Origin of the sequence: Paenibacillus sp. LHD-117, from assembly GCF_030929555.1 — a bacterium.
In the GTDB taxonomy this organism is placed as follows: domain Bacteria; phylum Bacillota; class Bacilli; order Paenibacillales; family Paenibacillaceae; genus Pristimantibacillus.
This window is the reverse complement of the sequence record NZ_JAVFVT010000015.1, coordinates 1-17698: the sequence shown is the minus strand read 5'-3', so window position 1 is coordinate 17698 and position 17698 is coordinate 1. Positions and strand designations below refer to the sequence as shown.

18 protein-coding genes and 1 pseudogene are annotated in these 17698 nt (G+C 53.2%); 14 read left to right on the top strand and 5 right to left on the bottom strand.

Annotation, left to right across the window (positions count from 1 at the left end):
- Positions 1–43: 43 nt before the first annotated feature.
- The 9 genes from RB620_RS13335 to RB620_RS13295 all read left to right on the top strand — a co-directional run bounded on the left by RB620_RS13335 (position 44) and on the right by RB620_RS13295 (position 7813).
- Positions 44–478 (top strand): MarR family winged helix-turn-helix transcriptional regulator, encoded by a 435-nt coding sequence (locus RB620_RS13335; protein WP_308095042.1) that lies wholly within the window; start codon positions 44–46, stop codon positions 476–478.
- Positions 479–591: 113 nt separating this feature from the next.
- Positions 592–1617 (top strand): NADH:flavin oxidoreductase/NADH oxidase, encoded by a 1026-nt coding sequence (locus RB620_RS13330; protein WP_308095040.1) that lies wholly within the window; start codon positions 592–594, stop codon positions 1615–1617.
- A 22-nt stretch (positions 1618–1639) separates the two neighbouring features.
- Positions 1640–2275, top strand: coding sequence for an NAD(P)H-binding protein (locus RB620_RS13325; RefSeq protein WP_308095038.1), 636 nt, complete (start codon positions 1640–1642; stop codon positions 2273–2275).
- A gap of 122 nt (positions 2276–2397) precedes the next feature.
- On the top strand, positions 2398–3378 hold the full coding sequence (locus tag RB620_RS13320) for an aldo/keto reductase (protein ID WP_308095036.1): 981 nt from the start codon (positions 2398–2400) through the stop codon (positions 3376–3378).
- An 18-nt stretch (positions 3379–3396) separates the two neighbouring features.
- Positions 3397–3795 carry a MerR family transcriptional regulator gene (locus RB620_RS13315; RefSeq protein ID WP_308095034.1) on the top strand — a complete coding sequence of 133 codons (399 nt, stop codon included), beginning with the start codon at positions 3397–3399 and terminating at the stop codon, positions 3793–3795.
- Positions 3796–3826: 31 nt separating this feature from the next.
- Positions 3827–4993: an MFS transporter gene (locus RB620_RS13310; RefSeq protein ID WP_308095222.1), complete on the top strand. Its 1167-nt coding sequence runs from the start codon at positions 3827–3829 to the stop codon at positions 4991–4993.
- Positions 4986–6026, top strand: a complete 1041-nt coding sequence (locus tag RB620_RS13305) for an NAD(P)-dependent alcohol dehydrogenase (protein WP_308095033.1) — start codon at positions 4986–4988, stop codon at positions 6024–6026. Before RB620_RS13310 ends, RB620_RS13305 begins: the two co-directional genes overlap by 8 nt.
- Positions 6027–6239: 213 nt before the next feature.
- Positions 6240–6611: a group-specific protein gene (locus tag RB620_RS13300; RefSeq protein WP_308095031.1), complete on the top strand. Its 372-nt coding sequence runs from the start codon at positions 6240–6242 to the stop codon at positions 6609–6611.
- Between the two features lie 59 nt (positions 6612–6670).
- Positions 6671–7813: a glycerate kinase gene (locus RB620_RS13295; protein ID WP_308095029.1), complete on the top strand. Its 1143-nt coding sequence runs from the start codon at positions 6671–6673 to the stop codon at positions 7811–7813.
- A 102-nt stretch (positions 7814–7915) separates the two neighbouring features.
- Here the strand turns inward: RB620_RS13295 and RB620_RS13290 are convergent, their stop codons facing one another.
- On the bottom strand, positions 7916–8812 hold the full coding sequence (locus tag RB620_RS13290) for a LysR family transcriptional regulator (protein WP_308095028.1): 897 nt from the start codon (positions 8810–8812) through the stop codon (positions 7916–7918).
- A gap of 79 nt (positions 8813–8891) precedes the next feature.
- On the opposite strand from RB620_RS13290, the pseudogene RB620_RS13285 reads away from it, so the two are divergent.
- Both RB620_RS13285 and RB620_RS13280 read left to right on the top strand, forming a co-directional pair.
- A pseudogene (locus tag RB620_RS13285) lies at positions 8892–10322 on the top strand (MFS transporter).
- A complete protein-coding gene (locus tag RB620_RS13280; protein ID WP_308095026.1) occupies positions 10319–11236 on the top strand; it encodes an NADP-dependent oxidoreductase in 918 nt (305 codons plus the stop codon). Before RB620_RS13285 ends, RB620_RS13280 begins: the two are co-directional and overlap by 4 nt.
- Before the next feature lie 69 nt (positions 11237–11305).
- Here the strand turns inward: RB620_RS13280 and RB620_RS13275 are convergent, their stop codons facing one another.
- Positions 11306–12736, bottom strand: a complete 1431-nt coding sequence (locus RB620_RS13275) for a DHA2 family efflux MFS transporter permease subunit (RefSeq protein ID WP_374121407.1) — start codon at positions 12734–12736, stop codon at positions 11306–11308.
- Positions 12737–13032: 296 nt separating this feature from the next.
- Between RB620_RS13275 and RB620_RS13270 the strand changes: the two genes are divergently transcribed.
- Entirely contained in the window at positions 13033–13635 is a 603-nt protein-coding gene (locus tag RB620_RS13270; protein ID WP_308095023.1) for a TetR/AcrR family transcriptional regulator, read from the top strand.
- 63 nt (positions 13636–13698) lie between these two features.
- On the opposite strand, the gene RB620_RS13265 is transcribed toward RB620_RS13270, so the two are convergent.
- The 3 genes from RB620_RS13265 to RB620_RS13255 form a co-directional block, all read right to left on the bottom strand.
- A complete protein-coding gene (locus RB620_RS13265) occupies positions 13699–14106 on the bottom strand; it encodes a tellurite resistance TerB family protein (protein ID WP_308095022.1) in 408 nt (135 codons plus the stop codon).
- A 107-nt stretch (positions 14107–14213) separates the two neighbouring features.
- On the bottom strand, positions 14214–15329 hold the full coding sequence (locus tag RB620_RS13260) for a copper amine oxidase N-terminal domain-containing protein (protein WP_308095021.1): 1116 nt from the start codon (positions 15327–15329) through the stop codon (positions 14214–14216).
- Positions 15330–15411: 82 nt separating this feature from the next.
- Positions 15412–16326 carry a phosphatidate cytidylyltransferase gene (locus tag RB620_RS13255; protein WP_308095020.1) on the bottom strand — a complete coding sequence of 305 codons (915 nt, stop codon included), beginning with the start codon at positions 16324–16326 and terminating at the stop codon, positions 15412–15414.
- A 97-nt stretch (positions 16327–16423) separates the two neighbouring features.
- On the opposite strand from RB620_RS13255, the gene RB620_RS13250 reads away from it, so the two are divergent.
- Positions 16424–16981 (top strand): hypothetical protein, encoded by a 558-nt coding sequence (locus tag RB620_RS13250; RefSeq protein ID WP_308095019.1) that lies wholly within the window; start codon positions 16424–16426, stop codon positions 16979–16981.
- Between the two features lie 60 nt (positions 16982–17041).
- Positions 17042–17524, top strand: coding sequence for a DinB family protein (locus tag RB620_RS13245; protein ID WP_308095018.1), 483 nt, complete (start codon positions 17042–17044; stop codon positions 17522–17524).
- The last annotated feature ends 174 nt before the right edge of the window (positions 17525–17698 follow it).

Genomic DNA, 17698 nt, shown 5'->3' with positions numbered 1-17698 from the left:
CTCAACGGATCTTTAGAATTAGAAAAGGACAAGGTGGAATACTATGAGCAATAACCTTAACAATGAACTTATAGATAGTTGGATGGCGATTACTAACCTTCAATCGCATATCAACAATCAATTGGAAAGCGCATTGCAGGATAATCATAATCTGGCATTAAAAGAATTTTATGTCCTTTATCTGTTGTCCCAAATTGAAGAGAAAAAGTTGCGATTACTACAGCTTCAGGAAATGGTTGGGCTAAGTCAAAGCGCAATATCGAGACTGGTCGGAAGACTTGAAGCAAAAAATTGCGGAGCTCTAAAAAGACATGTATGCGAAGATGATCGCCGAGGCATTTATACTTGTTTAACTTCTTTGGGTGAACAGAAGCTTCAACAATCATTAATGACCGTTGAGTCCGTAATGAAGGATACCCTAAGAAACGACGTGCTGTTTAAAGAATTACTTGCGCTCTCAAAGAAGCTACAGCCATAAATAGGATATTCAAATCGATTTGACATAGATAAACCGTCATGATAAATTATATGCATGCGCATGCAATTATATTTTCGTTAGTTTCGAATTTAAAATGTAAAGGAGTTTTTTTAATGAACTACGATTTATTCAGTCCTTTCAAAATAAAAGGTCTAGAAATCAAAAACCGAATTGTTATGCCTCCAATGTGCCAGTACTCTGTTGAAAATAAAGACGGGATAGCTACGGATTGGCATTACTTGCATTACGTAAGCCGGGCAATTGGCGGAGCTGGCTTTATCATGATCGAAATGACCGATGTCGAGCCCGACGGACGTATTTCCGATTATGATCTAGGATTGTGGTCTGATGAGCAAATTCCGGCACTGGCTAAAATCGTGGAAGCTTGCCATCGTTACGGCACTAAAGTGGGGATTCAAATTGCTCACGCAGGCAGAAAAGCACAGGATGCAGCGGAGCCGGTCGCGCCATCCGCGATTCCATTTGACGAAAAATCCAAGACCCCAAGGTCGTTATCCACTGCCGAAGTTAAAGGATTGGTGGAAAAGTTTTGCAAGGCCGTACAACGTGCCGTAAAAGCAGGATTTGATGCGATCGAAATTCATGGAGCCCATGGATACCTGATTCATCAATTCCACTCTCCTTTGACAAACAAAAGAGATGATGAGTATGGAAAGGATCTGACCAAATTCGGTCGCGAGATTATTGAGGCGGCTAAAGCTGAAATGCCGGAGGACATGCCGCTTATCATGCGGATATCGGCCAAAGAATATGTTGAAGGCGGCTACGGGATTATAGAAAGTATTGAATTCGCTAAACAGTACAAGGATGCCGGCGTAGATATGTTCGACATTTCTTCCGGTGGAGAAGGTCCAATTGGAGCGGGGGGAAGACCAGGCACTCATGCCGCTTATCAAGTCACTTTAGCTAGGGAAATCAAAAATGCTTTACATGTTCCGGTTATTGCTGTGGGAAGATTAGATGATCCTACACTGGCCAATGCCGTTGTCGGAAATGAAGATGCTGATCTTGTTGCTGTAGGCAGAGGGATGCTAAGGAACCCTTATTGGGCATTAGATGCAGCCAAACAATTGAACAAAGAAATCTTGGTACCGAAACAGTATGTAACCGGTTTTTAACTCAGACTGCTGGAGGTTTTTTATGAAGGTGTTAGTCGTAGGCGCTAATGGTCGAGTAGGATCGCTTCTGGTTGATAAACTGGTTCAAAACGGACATTTCGTTTACGCGGGATCCAGAAGAGAGAACCTCGCCAGTCATTCGAGCGATGTTCGACATGTTCGAATTGATTTATTGGCAAGCCCCGAGGAAATGGCTGAAAATATGTTTGATGCGGAAGCCATTTTTTTCGTGGCTGGTTCACGGGGGAAAGATTTGTTGAAGATTGACTTGAATGGTGCCGTTAAAGTGATGCGCGCTGCCGAGAGCAAGAACATAAAGAGATTTATTATGCTCAGTTCGGTTTTTTCTCTGGATCAAGACAGATGGAATGAGTCTTTTCTAAAAGATATTACGGACTATAATATTGCCAAACATTTTGCCGATCAATGGCTTATCCATCATACAAAGCTGGACTATACAATCATACAGCCAGGGGTTTTGAGAGAAATTCCTGGCTCGGGAAAAATAAATGTCAATATTGATTATCCTGCTGAAAACGCTATAGAAAACGTAGTCGACACATTAGCCCAAAGCTTGCAGGAGCCTGCAACCATTGGGAAAGTCATAACGATGAGCGATGGCATAACGCCTATAAAGGATGCATTGCGGAATTTATAAGGAGAGTCATTTAAAAAGGGCGGATAAAATTATTCGCCCTTTTCATCATTCGCAGGTATTGACTTGGAGTTAACTCCAAGGGATACACTCTTACTATCTTCGAAAAAGGAGTGTGTCTTCAAATGGAATATACGAAACTTGGACATACAGGACTGGATGTATCCCGATTGTGCGTCGGCTGCATGAGCTTCGGAGTGGCAGAGAGATGGGTTCACCCCTGGGTGCTGGACGAGGAGCGAAGCCGTCCGATCATCAAGAAAGCACTGGATTTGGGCATTAACTTTTTCGATACGGCCAACGTGTATTCGGACGGAACAAGCGAGGAAATCGTTGGACGCGCTTTGAAGGAATACGCGAACCGCGACGAAATCGTGCTCGCGACGAAGGTACACTTCCGCATGCATGAAGGTCCGAACGGCGCGGGATTGTCCCGGAAAGCCATCATGAGCGAAATCGATAAAAGCCTGAAGCGGCTCGGAACGGATTACGTGGATCTGTACCAAATCCACCGCTGGGATTACGGGACGCCGATCGAAGAAACGATGGAGGCCCTCCATGATGTCGTGAAGGCCGGGAAAGCGAGATATATTGGCGCCTCCGCGATGTATGCGTGGCAGTTCCAGAAGGCGCTGCATGTGGCGGAGAGAAACGGATGGACCCGATTCGTATCGATGCAGAACCATCTCAATCTCATCTACCGCGAAGAGGAGAGGGAGATGCTGCCGCTCTGCAAGGAAGAGAAAATCGGTGTCATTCCTTACAGCCCGCTCGCCAAAGGCAGATTGACGCGGGACTTTGAACAATCGACGCATCGTTCCGAAACGGATCAGGTACAGAAAGCGCAGTACGATGCCCATGTCGAAGCCGACCGGAAGGTCGTGGAACGGGTGGCCGCCATCGCGGAGCAGCGAGGTGTTCCTCGCGCCCAAATTGCGCTTGCATGGGTGCTCCAGAAGGAGCCGGTTGCCTCTCCAATCATCGGCGCGACGAAGATGGGCCATCTCGAGGATGCGGCGGCCGCGCTGTCGATTCGGCTGACGCCGGAAGAAATCGCGTCGCTGGAAGAGCCGTACGTCGCTCATCCCATCATCGGTTTTCAGTAAACAAGGAGGCGAAGCCCCATGAGCACGATCGCGGAAATTAGCGAGAAATTCGATCTGACGCCGGACACCTTGCGCTACTACGAGCGCATCGGTCTAATTCCCCGCGTAAACCGCAACAAAAGCGGAATCCGAGATTATACCGAGGAAGATTGCAAATGGATCGAATTCATTAAATGCATGCGGCTCGCGGGACTTCCCGTCGAGGCGCTGATCGAGTACGTCGGGTTGTTCCAACAAGGAGAAGAAACCAATCAAGCGAGAAAAGATTTGCTGATCGACCAGCGGAATCTATTAAAGCTGCGCATTGAAGAGATGACGAAAACGTTGGAACGACTGGACGACAAAATTGATCGTTACGAGCAGGCTTTCGTCGCGAAAGAAAAAGAATTGAAATTGCCGGAGAATGAACTCGCTTGATTCATCCGTATGCAGCAAGGGGGAAACAAGCATAGAACGTTTATGGACGAGGCCGTTTATTCTATACACCGTAGGGATGCTGTTCCTGTTCACGGGCTTTTATTTGCTTCTTCCGACGATGCCGCTGTTCATCAAGCAGCTAGGAGGGAACGAAGCGCAGGTCGGTCTGGCGACGGGCGCGTTCATGCTGGCGGCCGTCGTCGTCCGCCCCATTGTCGGCGGACTGCTGGACCGTTACGGCAGGCGGCCGTTTATCGTCTGGGGGCTGCTGCTCTTCGCCTTGGCGATGTATCTCTATGATTGGGTCGGAGGTATCGTCGTTCTGCTTATGCTGCGTATCCTTCATGGGATGACGTGGGCCGTCTCCACGACCGCGGTCTTCACGGCGGTCACGGATATGATCCCGTCATCGCGCCGCGGAGAGGGAATGGGGTGGTTCGGCACGGCTATGACGCTGGCCATGGCGATTGGCCCCATGCTCGGCATTTGGGTCATGCAGAACTTATCGTTCGGCGCCCTGTTTCTAATCGCCTGCAGCTTGTCCGCTGCCGCGCTGTTCTTGACGTTCGGCGTGAAGCTGCCATTCCGGCCGCAGACGGGCAATAGGAAAATCGAGTTTTTCGAAAAATCGGTATGGCCCGTCGCGGCATCGGTCTTCCTGCTGATGATCGCTTACGGAGGCACTACCACGTTTGTTCCGTTGTTCTCGCAATCGATCGGAGTTAATTCCGGTTTGTTTTTCCTGGTTTACGCCGTGACGCTCACCTTGATCCGGCCGGTCGCGGGCAAACTCTCCGACCGTCGAGGCGAGACGTTCGTCATCATACCCGGCCTTGCGATTACGATTGCCGCGCTGCTGTTATTAAGCCTTGCGACCGGATGGGCAGGCGTGCTTGCCGCGGCGGTTCTGTTCGGGGTTGGCTTCGGCTCCGCGCAGCCGGCGCTGCAAGTGGCCACCCTGCGATTGGCGCGACCGGATCGGAGAGGCGTCGCCAACGCTTCCCTATTAACCGCAACCGACCTTGGCATCGGGCTGGGCGCGATTGCGCTCGGCTGGGTTTCGCAGTTCGGGAGCTACCAGGTGCTGTTCACGGTGAGCGCCGTTTCGGCCTTCTTATCATTGATGCTGTTCGTTCTAGTTGTGAAACGATTATTAATAAAGATACGAGTAGAAGGAGTAGAGATCAACCATGTGTAAAACCCATGTATTAAGCGTTCAAAGCGCCAAAGCGCCATTCGAAAAAACGACGATCGAGAGGAGAGCATTGCGTCCTGACGACGTCTTGATCGATATTCGTTTCTCCGGCATTTGCCATTCCGACATTCATAGCGCTTACGGAGAATGGGGAGGAGGCATCTTCCCGATGGTTCCGGGTCACGAAATCGCCGGCGTTGTCACCGCGGTTGGTTCGGAAGTTACGAAATATGCGATCGGGGACCGCGTCGGCGTTGGCTGCTTCGTCGACTCCTGCGGGGCATGCGAATATTGCCTTCGCGGCGAAGAACAATTTTGTGAGAAAGGCGTCATTCAAACGTATAATTCATTGGACTATGACGGCAATCCGACCTATGGCGGCTATAGCCAGCAGATCGTCGTGAAAGAAGCTTTTGTCGTTCGCATTCCGGACGCGCTGGCCTTGGATGCCGCAAGCCCGCTCTTGTGTGCAGGGATTACGACATATTCGCCTTTGAACAAGTGGAACGCCGGTCCCGGCAAAAAAGTCGCCATCGTGGGCATGGGCGGGCTTGGCCATCTGGCGGTTCAATACGCGCATGCATTGGGCGCCGAAGTTACGGTCTTGAGCCAGTCTTTAAGCAAAAAAGACGAAGCCTTGCGTCTCGGAGCCGATCATTATTACGCGACAAGCGATCCCGCCACGTTCGCAGAGCTCGCGAACCAATTCGACCTGATTCTGAACACGGTGTCGGCTAATCTGGACGTCGACGCCTACCTATCCATGCTGCGCGTTGACGGAACGCTGGTTAACGTCGGCGCCCCGAGCCAGCCGGATCAATATCATGTCTTCTCCTTGATCATGCAGCGCCGCAGCATTGCCGGCTCGCTCGTCGGCGGAATCCGGGAGACGCAGGAGATGCTCGATTTCTCGGCAGAGCACGGAATTATTCCCCAAATCGAAGTCATTCGCGCGGACCAAGTGGAAGAAGCGTACGAACGCGTTCTGCGCAGCGATGTGCGATATCGGTTCGTCATCGACATGGCGACGTTGTAATTATAAGCTGAGTAGCGATAAGGTTAACCATGCGAATGGTTAACCTTATTTTTTCCCGGTTGACAAAGTCAACTGTAACTATTAAAATTACAGTAACGATAAACAAGAAACCTGCTTAACGGACTACGGAGCGTTTCTTTTTTTAAAGAAAATGTATACGAATTAGTTACAGTTAGTCCGAAGCCAAAACTAAAGGATAGGCGGTGTATGGGTATGACATTCAACATAAGCGATTGGGTACATGGTAGAACCATGGGAGGCGAGATGGTATATGGATTTATCGAATCGGTGGATGCGTTGAAAGGGATTGTAACCTTGTTCGTCGTCCAATCGGATAACGAAGAACGAATCGGGCGTCACGTGGCCGTAAAGGCTTCAACGGTCAAGTCGGTTCCGGATGTTTCTCTCAGGGATAACCAGCCTGTCCAAGATCTCATCGATTTGGCTTTGGCGACTTGGGACGAAGCTTGGTTCAAGGAACTGACGGATGGTCTGGGAGCCGACGAGCGAGATGTAGCGAAGACTACAGGCAGCGCGGTACTGAAGACCGCTCCGGTAAACCGATTAAGCCGACTATTCGGATAAAATGTTAAGCTGCTCAGACAATGGCGGAGCGGATCGAATAAGTTGGGAGCGGGTATTTCATGAGAGTGCTGGTTGCGCCGGATTCGTACAAGGGAAGTCTGACCGCCGCGGAAGTCGCGGCATGCATGGAGAAGGGAATCTTAGACGTGCTGCCTCAAGCGGCGGTGATCAAGCTGCCGATCGCCGATGGCGGGGAAGGCACCGTGGATGCCATCGTGAACGCGACGGGCGGACAGCTGCATCAGGTTGAAGTACTTGGACCTCTGGGGGAGCCCGTTACGGCTACATTCGGCGTGATGGGAGATGGGCAGACGGCAGTCGTCGAGATGGCATCGGCATCGGGACTGCTGCTGATCGCCAAGGACCGGCTCAATCCGTTAAGGACGACGACCTACGGGACGGGCCAGCTCATTCAGGCCGCTCTCGATCAAGGCTGCCGCCGGATCGTCATCGGCATCGGCGGGAGCGCGACCAACGACGGAGGCGCGGGCATGGCCCAAGCGTTGGGCGTCCGTTTCTTTAACGATCAGGGGAGCGAGCTTTCATATGGAGGTGGCGAACTTATTTCGTTAAGCCGCGTGGACGTCTCAGGCTTGGACCCGCGTGTCGCCGATTGCGAGATCATCGTCGCGAGCGACGTGACCAATCCCTTATGCGGTCCGGAAGGCGCATCCTTTGTTTTCGGCCCGCAGAAAGGCGCTACGCCGGAGATGGCGCAACGGCTGGACGATGGTTTGCGGAACTACGGCAGAGTCATTCACGAACGTCTGGGCATCGATGTTCGGAACGTTCCGGGGGCGGGAGCCGCGGGGGGCCTTGGAGCAGGCCTGATCGCCTTCCTGTCCGCCCGGATGAGCCGGGGGATCGATATCGTCCTCGAGGCGATCGAATTCGAGAAGCGGGTGCAAGAGGCGGATCTCGTCATTACGGGCGAAGGCCGCACCGATTCGCAAACCGCATTCGGGAAAGCCCCCGCGGGCGTGGCGGCTCTTGCGAAGAAGTACAACAAACCGGTGATCTGCGTTTCCGGAGGCATCTCCTTGGACACGAAAGCGCTGCATGAGGCCGGTATTGACGTCATCATTGGAGCGACTCAATCGCCCATGTCGCTTGAGGAAGCGATGGCTAACGCATCCGATTGGATTCGGCATGCGGTCGCTTCGGTGATCCGGACTTCGCTTTTACCGATCAATAGAGGATGACGAATAAAAAGCTTCGCCCTTGACTAGAAGGGGCGAAGCTTTTTTGTCGTAAGAGCTGACAATAGCCATCGACTTGGAGACAAGGCAATGGCTGTTTGACGTCTATTTAGCTTGCTTAACGCTAGTCGCCTCATGCCGGTCGAAATAGTCGACCAAAAAATCCCTAAAGCTCCGAGCCGCCAAGGAGAGGTATCGTTTGTTATGCCAGATGAGCTGGAAGCGGCGCTGGCAGGCGGGATAGGCGATGGGCAGCAGGCGAAGCGGGGAATCCGGTCCTCCGCAATTGCCGACCAGCGCGACGCCGAGCCCGGCGGAGACCAGCTTGGCAATGGCGGCCGGTTCGTCTACCCTGCAGACGTAATTCGGCGAGAACCCCGCGGATTGGAGAAACCCCTCGTTCATTTTCTGAAAGTGATACCCTTCCTTATACCCGATGAACGGCTCATGAGCCACCTCGTCCAAGCGGACGCTCGTTCGACCCGCCAAGCGATGCGTCCGCGGCACACCCAAATAGACGTCTTCGTTCAGTACGGATACCGCGCTGAAGTCCTGCCTCTCCATGGGCAGGGGAGTAAAACAGAGATCCACTTCGCCGGCTTCGATCAGCTCCGCCATCTCTTCCATGGAAGCCTGCGTAATCCGGAAGTTGACGTTCGGGTGGAGGGAGAGGAACGCGCTCAGAGGCTCTGACAACCGCTCCAGCGTCGATGTCGTTAAGTGGATGCTGCCGTGCTCAAGGCCCGCGAGATCGGCGACCTCCCGTTGACCCTCCTCCAGCAATGTAAGTGCCGCCTCCACTTTATTCAGAAACGCTCTTCCGAACGCGTTGAGCCGAATATGCCTGCCGTCGCGGTCGAACAGGGGCACCCCCACATCCTTCTCCAGGCGGGCGATCGTCTTGCTCAGCGCGGGCTGCGCGACTCGCAGTTCTTGCGCCGATCTGGTCATATGCTCCAATCTGGCAACCGTTCGAAAATACTGCAGTTGCAGCAGCTCCATTGTTGGCCTCCTTATATACTCAAAGGAATGAATGTTATGCATTAAGATGTATTTTTAATTATCAATTATCGGTTATAAAATGAGTTTATGCAAGAGAAAGCGGGGTGATGGAGTGGGATCAAAAGAAAAAGGGCATGCAGGAGAACGTTTGATTCGCATTCTCGCGTTTACGCTGGTCATTTCCGTGATGAGCGCGACGATGTTTAATATCGTCTTGCCCGAGATCCGTGCAGATTTCGGACTTTCCTTCGCGCAAGTGAGCTGGGTAACGTCTGCCTATCTTTTGGATCTATGCGGTTGGAACCGTCATTTACGGGAAGCTGGCCGACATCTATAAGCTCAAAAACCTGTTGACGTTCGGCTTGATCTTTTTTGCGTTCGGATCCATGATCGGCCTGACGGCCCAATCGTTCTGGATGGTTATGCTCGGGCGCATTCTCCAGGCGGTGGGGGCCGCGGTCGTTCCGGCAACGGCCGGTATCATCCCGGTTCGTTATTTTCCTGTGGAAAGCCGGGGAAGGGCGCTTGGCATTGCGATGACCGGCTTAGCGATCGGCGGCGCGATCGGCCCGATCGTGGCCTCCTTGCTGCTCAGCGCCGTTCATTGGAGATGGCTGTTCTGCATGCCGCTCTTAGCCCTGATCGCCTTGCCATTCTTCCGCCGATACTTGGGTGATGAACAAGGCAAAGCCGGCAGCATCGATTGGTTAGGCGGCGGACTGCTCGGCGGAACGGCGGCGCTGCTGCTGCTTGCGATCACGAACGAAGCATGGCTTCCGGCTGTCGGCGCCGTGATCGGGTTCGTCCTGTTTATGGCTAGAATCCGCTTTGCGTCGAACCCGTTCATTCGGCTGGAGCTGTTTCGTCACAAAAGCTACTCGCTCGTGCTGGCGCTATCGTTTCTGACGAGCGGAATCGGTTACTCGCTGGCGTTCTTAAGCCCGCAGCTGCTGTCCCAGGTGCATGGGCTGGCACCGGGGTTGTGGGCTTCGCGATGGTTCCGGCCTCAGCAGCGACCGCGCTGCTTGGCAGGAAGGCGGGCAAGTTGGCAGATGCCAAAGGGAATCCGTTCCTCTTCTACACGGCATCTTCATTGTTGCTAACCTGCTTCGCGCTGCTGTCATCGTTCGCAGGTTTGTCTCCTTGGTTCATCGCCGGCTTCTTGATTCTCGGTAACGTAGGGCAATCGTTTTTGATGATCGCCTTCTCCAACACCATTTCCAGGACGCTGCCGAAGGAGCAAACGGGTGTCGGCATGGGGCTGCTCGCGATGATGAATTTTATATCCGGGGCGGTATTCGCAAGCCTATACAGCACGACGCTCGACCGAGGCGCGAGCTTCGGTTGGAATCCGGCGGAGTCGCATCCGGACGCGTTCGCTTACAGCAATATTTATTTGGTGCTTGCCCTGCTGCACGCGGGAATATTGATGATTTATTATATTCAGCTCGGCAGAGCCGAGCGCAGAGGCAAACAAAATCATAAAAAAGATGGAGGGACATTCGCATGAAAGCTGCAGCATTTGCTTCGTATGGAGGACCAGAGGTTATGAAGGTGATGGAGTTCCCGGATCCGCAAGCGGGTCCCGGTCAAGTGAGGGTACGCGTGAAGGCGGCAGGCGTACAGCATTTCGACTGCGCGGTGCGCGGCGGGTGGAAGCCGGCATATGGAATCGAGGTCAATCTTCCGCAAATTCCGGGCAACGAATTCGCGGGTATTGTGGATCAGGTTGGAGAAGGCGTGGCCGGTTTCGCCGAAGGCGATCCCGTCTTAGGTTTCTCGATCCTGAATAGTTATGCCGAATATATCGTCGTCGGCGCCGATCAAATCGTGAGCAAACCCGAGAGCATGTCCTGGGAAGAAGCGGGCGGATTGACGGGCAACGGACAGGGTGCATACATTGCGCTGAAGGCAATCGGCATCCATCAGGGCGACACCGTCCTGATTAACGGCGCGGCCGGTTCGCTGGGCGCATTCGCCGTACAGCTGGCCAAGGAATGGGGAGCGGGAACCATCATCGGCACAGCCAGCGAGAAAAACCACGAGTATGTCCGTTCGCTCGGGGCTATCCCGATCACTTACGGGGAAGGTGTAGCTGAGCGGATCCGAAAGCTTGCGCCGGGCGGGCTCGACGCCGCCTTCGATACGGCCGGAGGCGAGGGGCTTCGGGCGGCGGCGGAGCTGGCGAAGGACAGGAATCGTGTCTGCACCTTCTTCGCCTACGACCTCGTCGAGGAGCTGGGCCTGCGGGTCGTTCGCGGGGAGCGTTCGGCGGCGCGCCTCGCGGAATTGGCGGAGCTTCATGCGCAAGGCAAGCTTCGCATCCACATTCGCGAGGTGTTCCCGCTGGAGCGGGCGGATGATGCGCAACGGGCGATCGAAACCAGGCATGGCCGCGGGAAAATCGTCTTAAGGATCGAATAAACAAGAGAGCCGGGACAGCGTTAAGCTGCGACCCGGCTCTCTTTTTCGTTCCGTATGCTTTTGGATGGATTAGTGCGCTTCTGCTTTCTTAAGCGGTACGCCGGACTCTTCCGTGGTTGTCGGCACGTTTCGTTTGATGAAGAAGGAAAGCAGCAGGCCGATGACGCCAATGCCGATGATGACAACGTAAGCGTCGTTGATGCCCTGAATGGTCGACTCCATGATTAAATGCTCTTTGGAGAAGCCCTCCGCTGCGCCCGAAGTTACCATATCTTGAGCATGCGTCTTCGTGCGGTCCGTCATGATGGTGACGAGCAGGGCCGTGCCGACGGCGCCGGCAACTTGCCTCACGGTATTGGAGATGGCCGTGCCATGCGCGTTCAGGCTTCTCGGCAGCTGATTGAGGCCCGCGGTTTGGATCGGCATGAGCAGCAAGGCCATGCCGATGCGGCGGCCCGTGGACATGAGCACCAGGTAGGAGTAGCTGGTCGAGTCCGTTAGATTGATAAAGCCAATGGTCGTCGCGATTGTAATGACAAGGCCGATGACGGACAGCCACTTCGCGCCGAACCGGTCGAACAGCTTGCCGGTGATCGGCATCAGGAAGCCCATGACGAGCGCGCCCGGAAGAAGCAGCAAACCGGATTCCAGGGCGGTGTATCCGCGCGCGCTCTGAAGGTAGAGCGGCAGCAGCATCATGTCGGCATACATAACCATCGTGACGGCAATGCCGATGACGCTCGTCAATGAAAACATGTTATATTTGAACGCGCGCAAATCCAGCAGCGGAATCTTGGAGACCAACTGTCTCCAGACGAACAATGCAAGAGCCACGAGTCCGATAGCGATCGTGACGATGACCTCCGTGCTCGACCAGCCCGCGCTGCCGGCTCTGCTGAAGCCGAAAAGCATCCCGCCGAAGCCGACCGTGGACAGAACGACGCTCAGCACATCGAGGCGAGTGGATACCTGCTCCGATACGTTCCTCAAGTAATAGTACCCACACGCGATCACGATGACGGCGAGAGGGATCATGCCATAAAACATCGTTTCCCACGAGGAATGCTCCAGAATGTAGCCGGCCGTCGTAGGTCCGATGGCGGGGGCGAAAATAATAGCGAAACCGACCATGCCCATGGCGGCGCCTCTCTTCTCCTTAGGGAACAACGTCAGAATGACGTTCATGAGCAGCGGCATGATGATGCCCGCGCCCGCCGCTTGTATCATTCGTCCCGCCAGCAGCACTTCGAAGCCGGGCGCCAAAGCGGATACGACCGTACCGACAAGGAAAATGAGCATGGACGTTTGGAACAGCTGCCGGGTCGTGAATCGCTGCATGAAATAGGCCGTGATGGGGATTAATACCCCGTTCACGAGCAAGTAACCCGTGGTCAGCCATTGCGCGGTTGCGGCCGAAATATCGAAGTCGGTCATCAATTCCGGCGTGGCCACGCTCATGATCGTTTGGTTCAACGTAGCCAGGAAGGCCCCTAAAATCATAACGAACAGGATAGGGCCTTTCTTGATAGCCGCTTCGTTCGTTTCTCTCTTGTTGCTCACCTTACTCCATCCTTTCGTCTCTCTTTTTCTCTTGGACTAAATTTACAACATGTTGTATAGTTAACATTGTATAAATTAGATTATAGACCTTGACGTTCCGTTATTTCAATCGACAGATTCAGGGGGAAGTGTAGGTTAATTAACAAACGGCGCAAATCTGTAAATGACTTGAGAAATAATAAACGATAGGGAACCACATTGTAGTGTAATTAAATGTTGGGAAGGACAGGATCGCCATGGACGAGAAAAAAACGAACACGGATCCGCGCGTCGTCCGGACACGCCAGCTGATTCGGGATGCCTTTGTGGAGCTGCTGCAGGAGATGGATATCGAGAAGCTGTCCGTCAATCGGATCGCGGAGCGGGCCACTATTAACCGCGTGACCTTCTATTTGCATTATCGCGACATTCCGGACATGATGGAGAAGATGGCGGATGACATGATTCAGGAGATCGAAGCGATCTTGGAGAAACCGTCGACCGCGAGTTCGGACGACGAAGGGGACATGGACGGGACGATATTGCTGAACCTGCTCGAACATATCGCCAGTCATGCCGCGTTTTATAAGGTTGTACTCGCCTCGAAGCGAACGCCGGTTTTTACGGATCGGCTGCTGAAGCTGTTGAAGGAATTGATTACGGTTATCGTGGACAGAAGGGGGAGCGAATCCAACTTGTCCAAGGCGGGAATCCAAAAGGACATTGCCATCTGGTACAGCTCTTCGGCGCTGATTGGCACGATCGTGGCCTGGCTTCGCCATGACATGCCCTACACGCCGCGATATATGGCCGAACAATTCTCGTTGCTAAGGAGGCATCCGCATCGTTTCGATGAATAAGAAGCGGCAGCCCCGGACGTTCGTTGAACCCGTCCGGGGCTGCCGCTCTTTTTCGAACCCGTCTTACACGCCAAGAATCAGCTTCATGCCCTCGACCTTCAGCTTGTTCATTTGTTCGACCCATGCTCTGAACGTATTGAAGGTTTCTTCGTCGTAGCCGAACAGCTTTTGCATCTCGCCGGCGATTCGTTTCTCCTCGTCGTTGTAGTTGCCGTCCGCGAAGATCAGCAGCAGCATCTCGGCAAGGAAAATCCGTTTGATCCGCTCGTCCTGCAGGTTGCCGACCAATTCGGCGGTCGTCAGGTTCGATTCCGAGTTTGGCTCCCAGTCGTTCAGCCCGAGCTCGAGCATCCAGCCTTGAAGATAATTGAGTTCGTTCCGGTTCACGAATCCGTCCGATTTGGCGATCCGATGCGCAAGCGCAAGGAACGCTTCTTTATGCTCGCGTTCCACGATAAAATGCAAGAACAATTCCGTTCACTCCTCGTTTTGGCATCCTGCGCGCCATGTATGCGCGGGCAGGAACATACGTTCAGTTTAGTGGAGTTGGGAACGAAATACAAGCAAGCGGGGCGCGATTAACCTTTCGGCACCAAATCAACCTGCACGTCGTCCAGATACCAAGTCGTCAATCCTTCGTAGCCGGAGTCGCTGCCGATGATAACGAACAGCTCGCCCGCTGCGTTCGACTTTAATGTGGCTTGATGGTTCATCGTTTTGGACTGGAATCCTTCGACTGTATCGTCCGGCTTGACCATGTTGCCGACGATCTTGAGATCGGCGCCTTCGGTTGCCTGATTGCCTTTGTCCGCGTTTAGGATATAGAAGGGTTCTACTTCGTGAACGTGGTCGAGACGGACAACCTCCGGTTTCGTTGCGACGAAGCCGGCTTTGATGTGCACCGCTTCGCCCAGAGCGCCGCCCACGCCGACCATGCCGCCGGCTTGATCGGTATACAGCTTGAAGGCAAGCGAAGCGTCGTACGTCGTATTCGGCGCGAGGCCGCTAATCTTCTTGGCCGCGAACATGAAGAGATCGTCGCTGCGGTTCATACCGTTTAATTTTAACCCGTAATTGGTCGAATTATCTTCAAGCTTGATTAATTCTCTATCGAACGAAAGATTGTAGATGTCCGGATTGTAAGCGACCGGAAGATCGGCGAATCCGCCCTCCCAGCCGTCTTGGCCCTGATCGAATTTGAACGTATGCGAGACCGATTCGCCTTTCGCTTGAATCATGACCTTCCGGGACGCTTGTTCCCAGGTCGTGCTTGCGCCGAGCAGATCGGCCACGCTCTTCGCGGGGATAAACGCTTGTCCTTGCTTGATGACGACCTTCGCAGGCAGCTTGACGTTTTTCACGTACGTGCCCGTCACCGAGTTTTCGCCGACCGTGAGGAGGACCGTTAAGCCGCTGCGCTCCATATGAACGGTTCTCTCGATCGGGTCCCAAGTTAACTTGGCGTCCAATCCTTCCGCGAATGCCCTGGCGGGTACCATCGCCACGCCTTGTTCGATATAGGGTGCCTGCTTCAGCGCGATCGTCCCGTCATTGTCCACGGCGGATAAGCTGCCGATCTGAAATTGCACGGACGGCAAAACATGGTCCGCGCCGAACGCCAGCGTTGCCGGCAGAGCCGCCGTCATTGTCATGGCGGCGATCATCGCCGCTACCTTTTTTCGATTGTTCTTCATCATACGTTACACCTGCCTAACCGGAGTAGTTGTTTGCTGCTGCGTACTCTCAAACGGCGGATAGGAAATAAAGGTTGCGCGGTTACATAAAATCGAAAAAATAACGGATGACGTGGAAAAAGACCGGCGATGTGTAGGTTAAGCTGTCAACCCGGCTCAAATAACTCGTTTTCGAAGCATCGAACTTATCGTCGTCGCCGAGCAGCAAGTCCCGTTTCAACACGGATACGGTCAAGCTGCCGAAAAATCCGCTGAAGCTGATCAACATGCCGGATAAGAAGCCGAATAACGGGTCCAGCGGCGTTAGGTATGGGTAAATGAGATATGAAACGCCGGTCGTGACGATAAATCCGCATGCAAATCCTTCCCAAGTGATGAGCGGATTGGCGGTAGGAATCACTTTGCGCTTGCCCATGTAGAGGGAAACCCCATAATGCACCACATCGTTGATTTGCGTCAGCAAAACGAGAAACAGGACGATGCCCGCCCCGTATTCCGGCGTCGCAAATTGAAAATACGCGAGATGGCTAAGCCCGAACACCATCAGCATGAGACCCCACTGCGTAGAGCTCACGCTGCGAAGAAAGCCGGCGGTGCCTTTATTGATCAATCGCGGCAGCGGAAGGAGCAAGAAGACGTAGACCGGAATAAACACGATAAACATCCCGTACCATTCGATGTAAATCCAATAAAATTGCACGGGGATCGACAAGTACGCCCACAGAAACAGCCTTCGGTCCGCTTTTCTCGTCTTGATCATGGCAAAATATTCTTTTAGCGAGAAGAAGGTCAGCGCCATTAAGGATAATAAGGAAACGACCGGGTTAAAGAAGGTGGCCAAACAAAAAACGAAAAACATGCCCCACCAGGTTTTGATGCGGACGCCGATGACCGCGTGGTCTTTGCGGGACTGCATCCGGTCGACCCATGCATAAATCAAATGAACGGCGGATAAAACCGCGAAAATTACAATTAGCGCCATTAACGAACGGCTCATGCGGAAATCACCAACTTGCCTCGAGTTATCGTTGCTTCAAAGAGTCACTATGTTATTATGAGGGAATAGCGACTATTTGATAAGGGGAATTTTGTAAATGGCACTCGATCGATCCGTTTTTATTTTGCTGACGAATACCGGAACGTTTTTTACGAAGGTTATTCAAAGCTATACAAGAGCGCCGTATAATCATGCTTCCATATCGTTCGACCGTGAGCTGTCGGAGCTGTACAGCTTCGGGAGGAAACATCCGAACAACCCGTTCGACGGCGGATTCGTCAAAGAAGATATCAAGACGGGCACCTTCAGCAAATATCCGAATACGACTTGCGTCATTTACGAGCTTGCCTTATCCGAACGGGAGGTCGAGAAGATGACGCGGGTGTTGCGTTTTTTTATCCGAAGGCGCAAAAAATTGCTATACAACCTGCTGGGCGTGATCGGCGTCGCCCTCAAAGAACCGGTCGAGTTCAGCAACTCCTACTTTTGTTCGCAATTCGTCGCGGAAGTATTGCAGCGTTCGGGCATCCGATTATGGAACAAGCTGCCCGCGCTGGTCACACCGGACGACTTTCGCCGGAACGATCGTCTGCGCCTCATTTACGAAGGGAAATTAAGCGATTACGAACCTCATTCGGTCCATCGGCATATTTGAATTCACGCCAGGACCATATTACAATAGAACCGAAACTGATATTGGGAGGCTGACTAACGCATGTATCGTAAACCAGAAGACTTTTTGGAAGATTGGGCAGCGTCGGCGGCGGGTACTTTGTCCGTCATGAAATCCATTACGGACGAGAAGATGGATGTGGCGATCGTGGAAGGCCACAGCTCGCTGGGCTGGCTTGCCTGGCATTTGGTAGCATCGGCGGGATCGTTCGGCCGCGTGGTCGGGCTGTCCGTTCCGGCTATTGAACGCGGCTCGGCCAGGCCGAACAACATGGCGGAGATCGTGGCGAAGTACGAAGCGATCAACGAAGCTTATCAGAACGAGATCAAGACGTTAACGGAGGACAAGCTTGCGGAAGAAATCGACGGGTTCATGGGCAAGACGCCTCGCGGGAAGTTCCTTCGCCTATTGGTCGACCATCAGACGCATCATCGCGGCCAAATGACGGTGCTGCTTCGCCAGGCCGGCTTGCCGGTGCCGGGCGTGCTCGGACCGACGAGAGAAATGCAAGCGGCGGCGAAATAAGCCGATTGCTCCTTTTGGCGGAACCGCGCCGTGCATAAAGAAAAAGGCTGCCAATTGATATTATCCCCTTTAAGTAGACACTCTGAAAAAAACCTTATGTTATCATAAGGAACGAGTGAACTTGGAGGGGATTTTTGTATGGCTAAAAAGGGACAAACGTTTCAACAGTATACG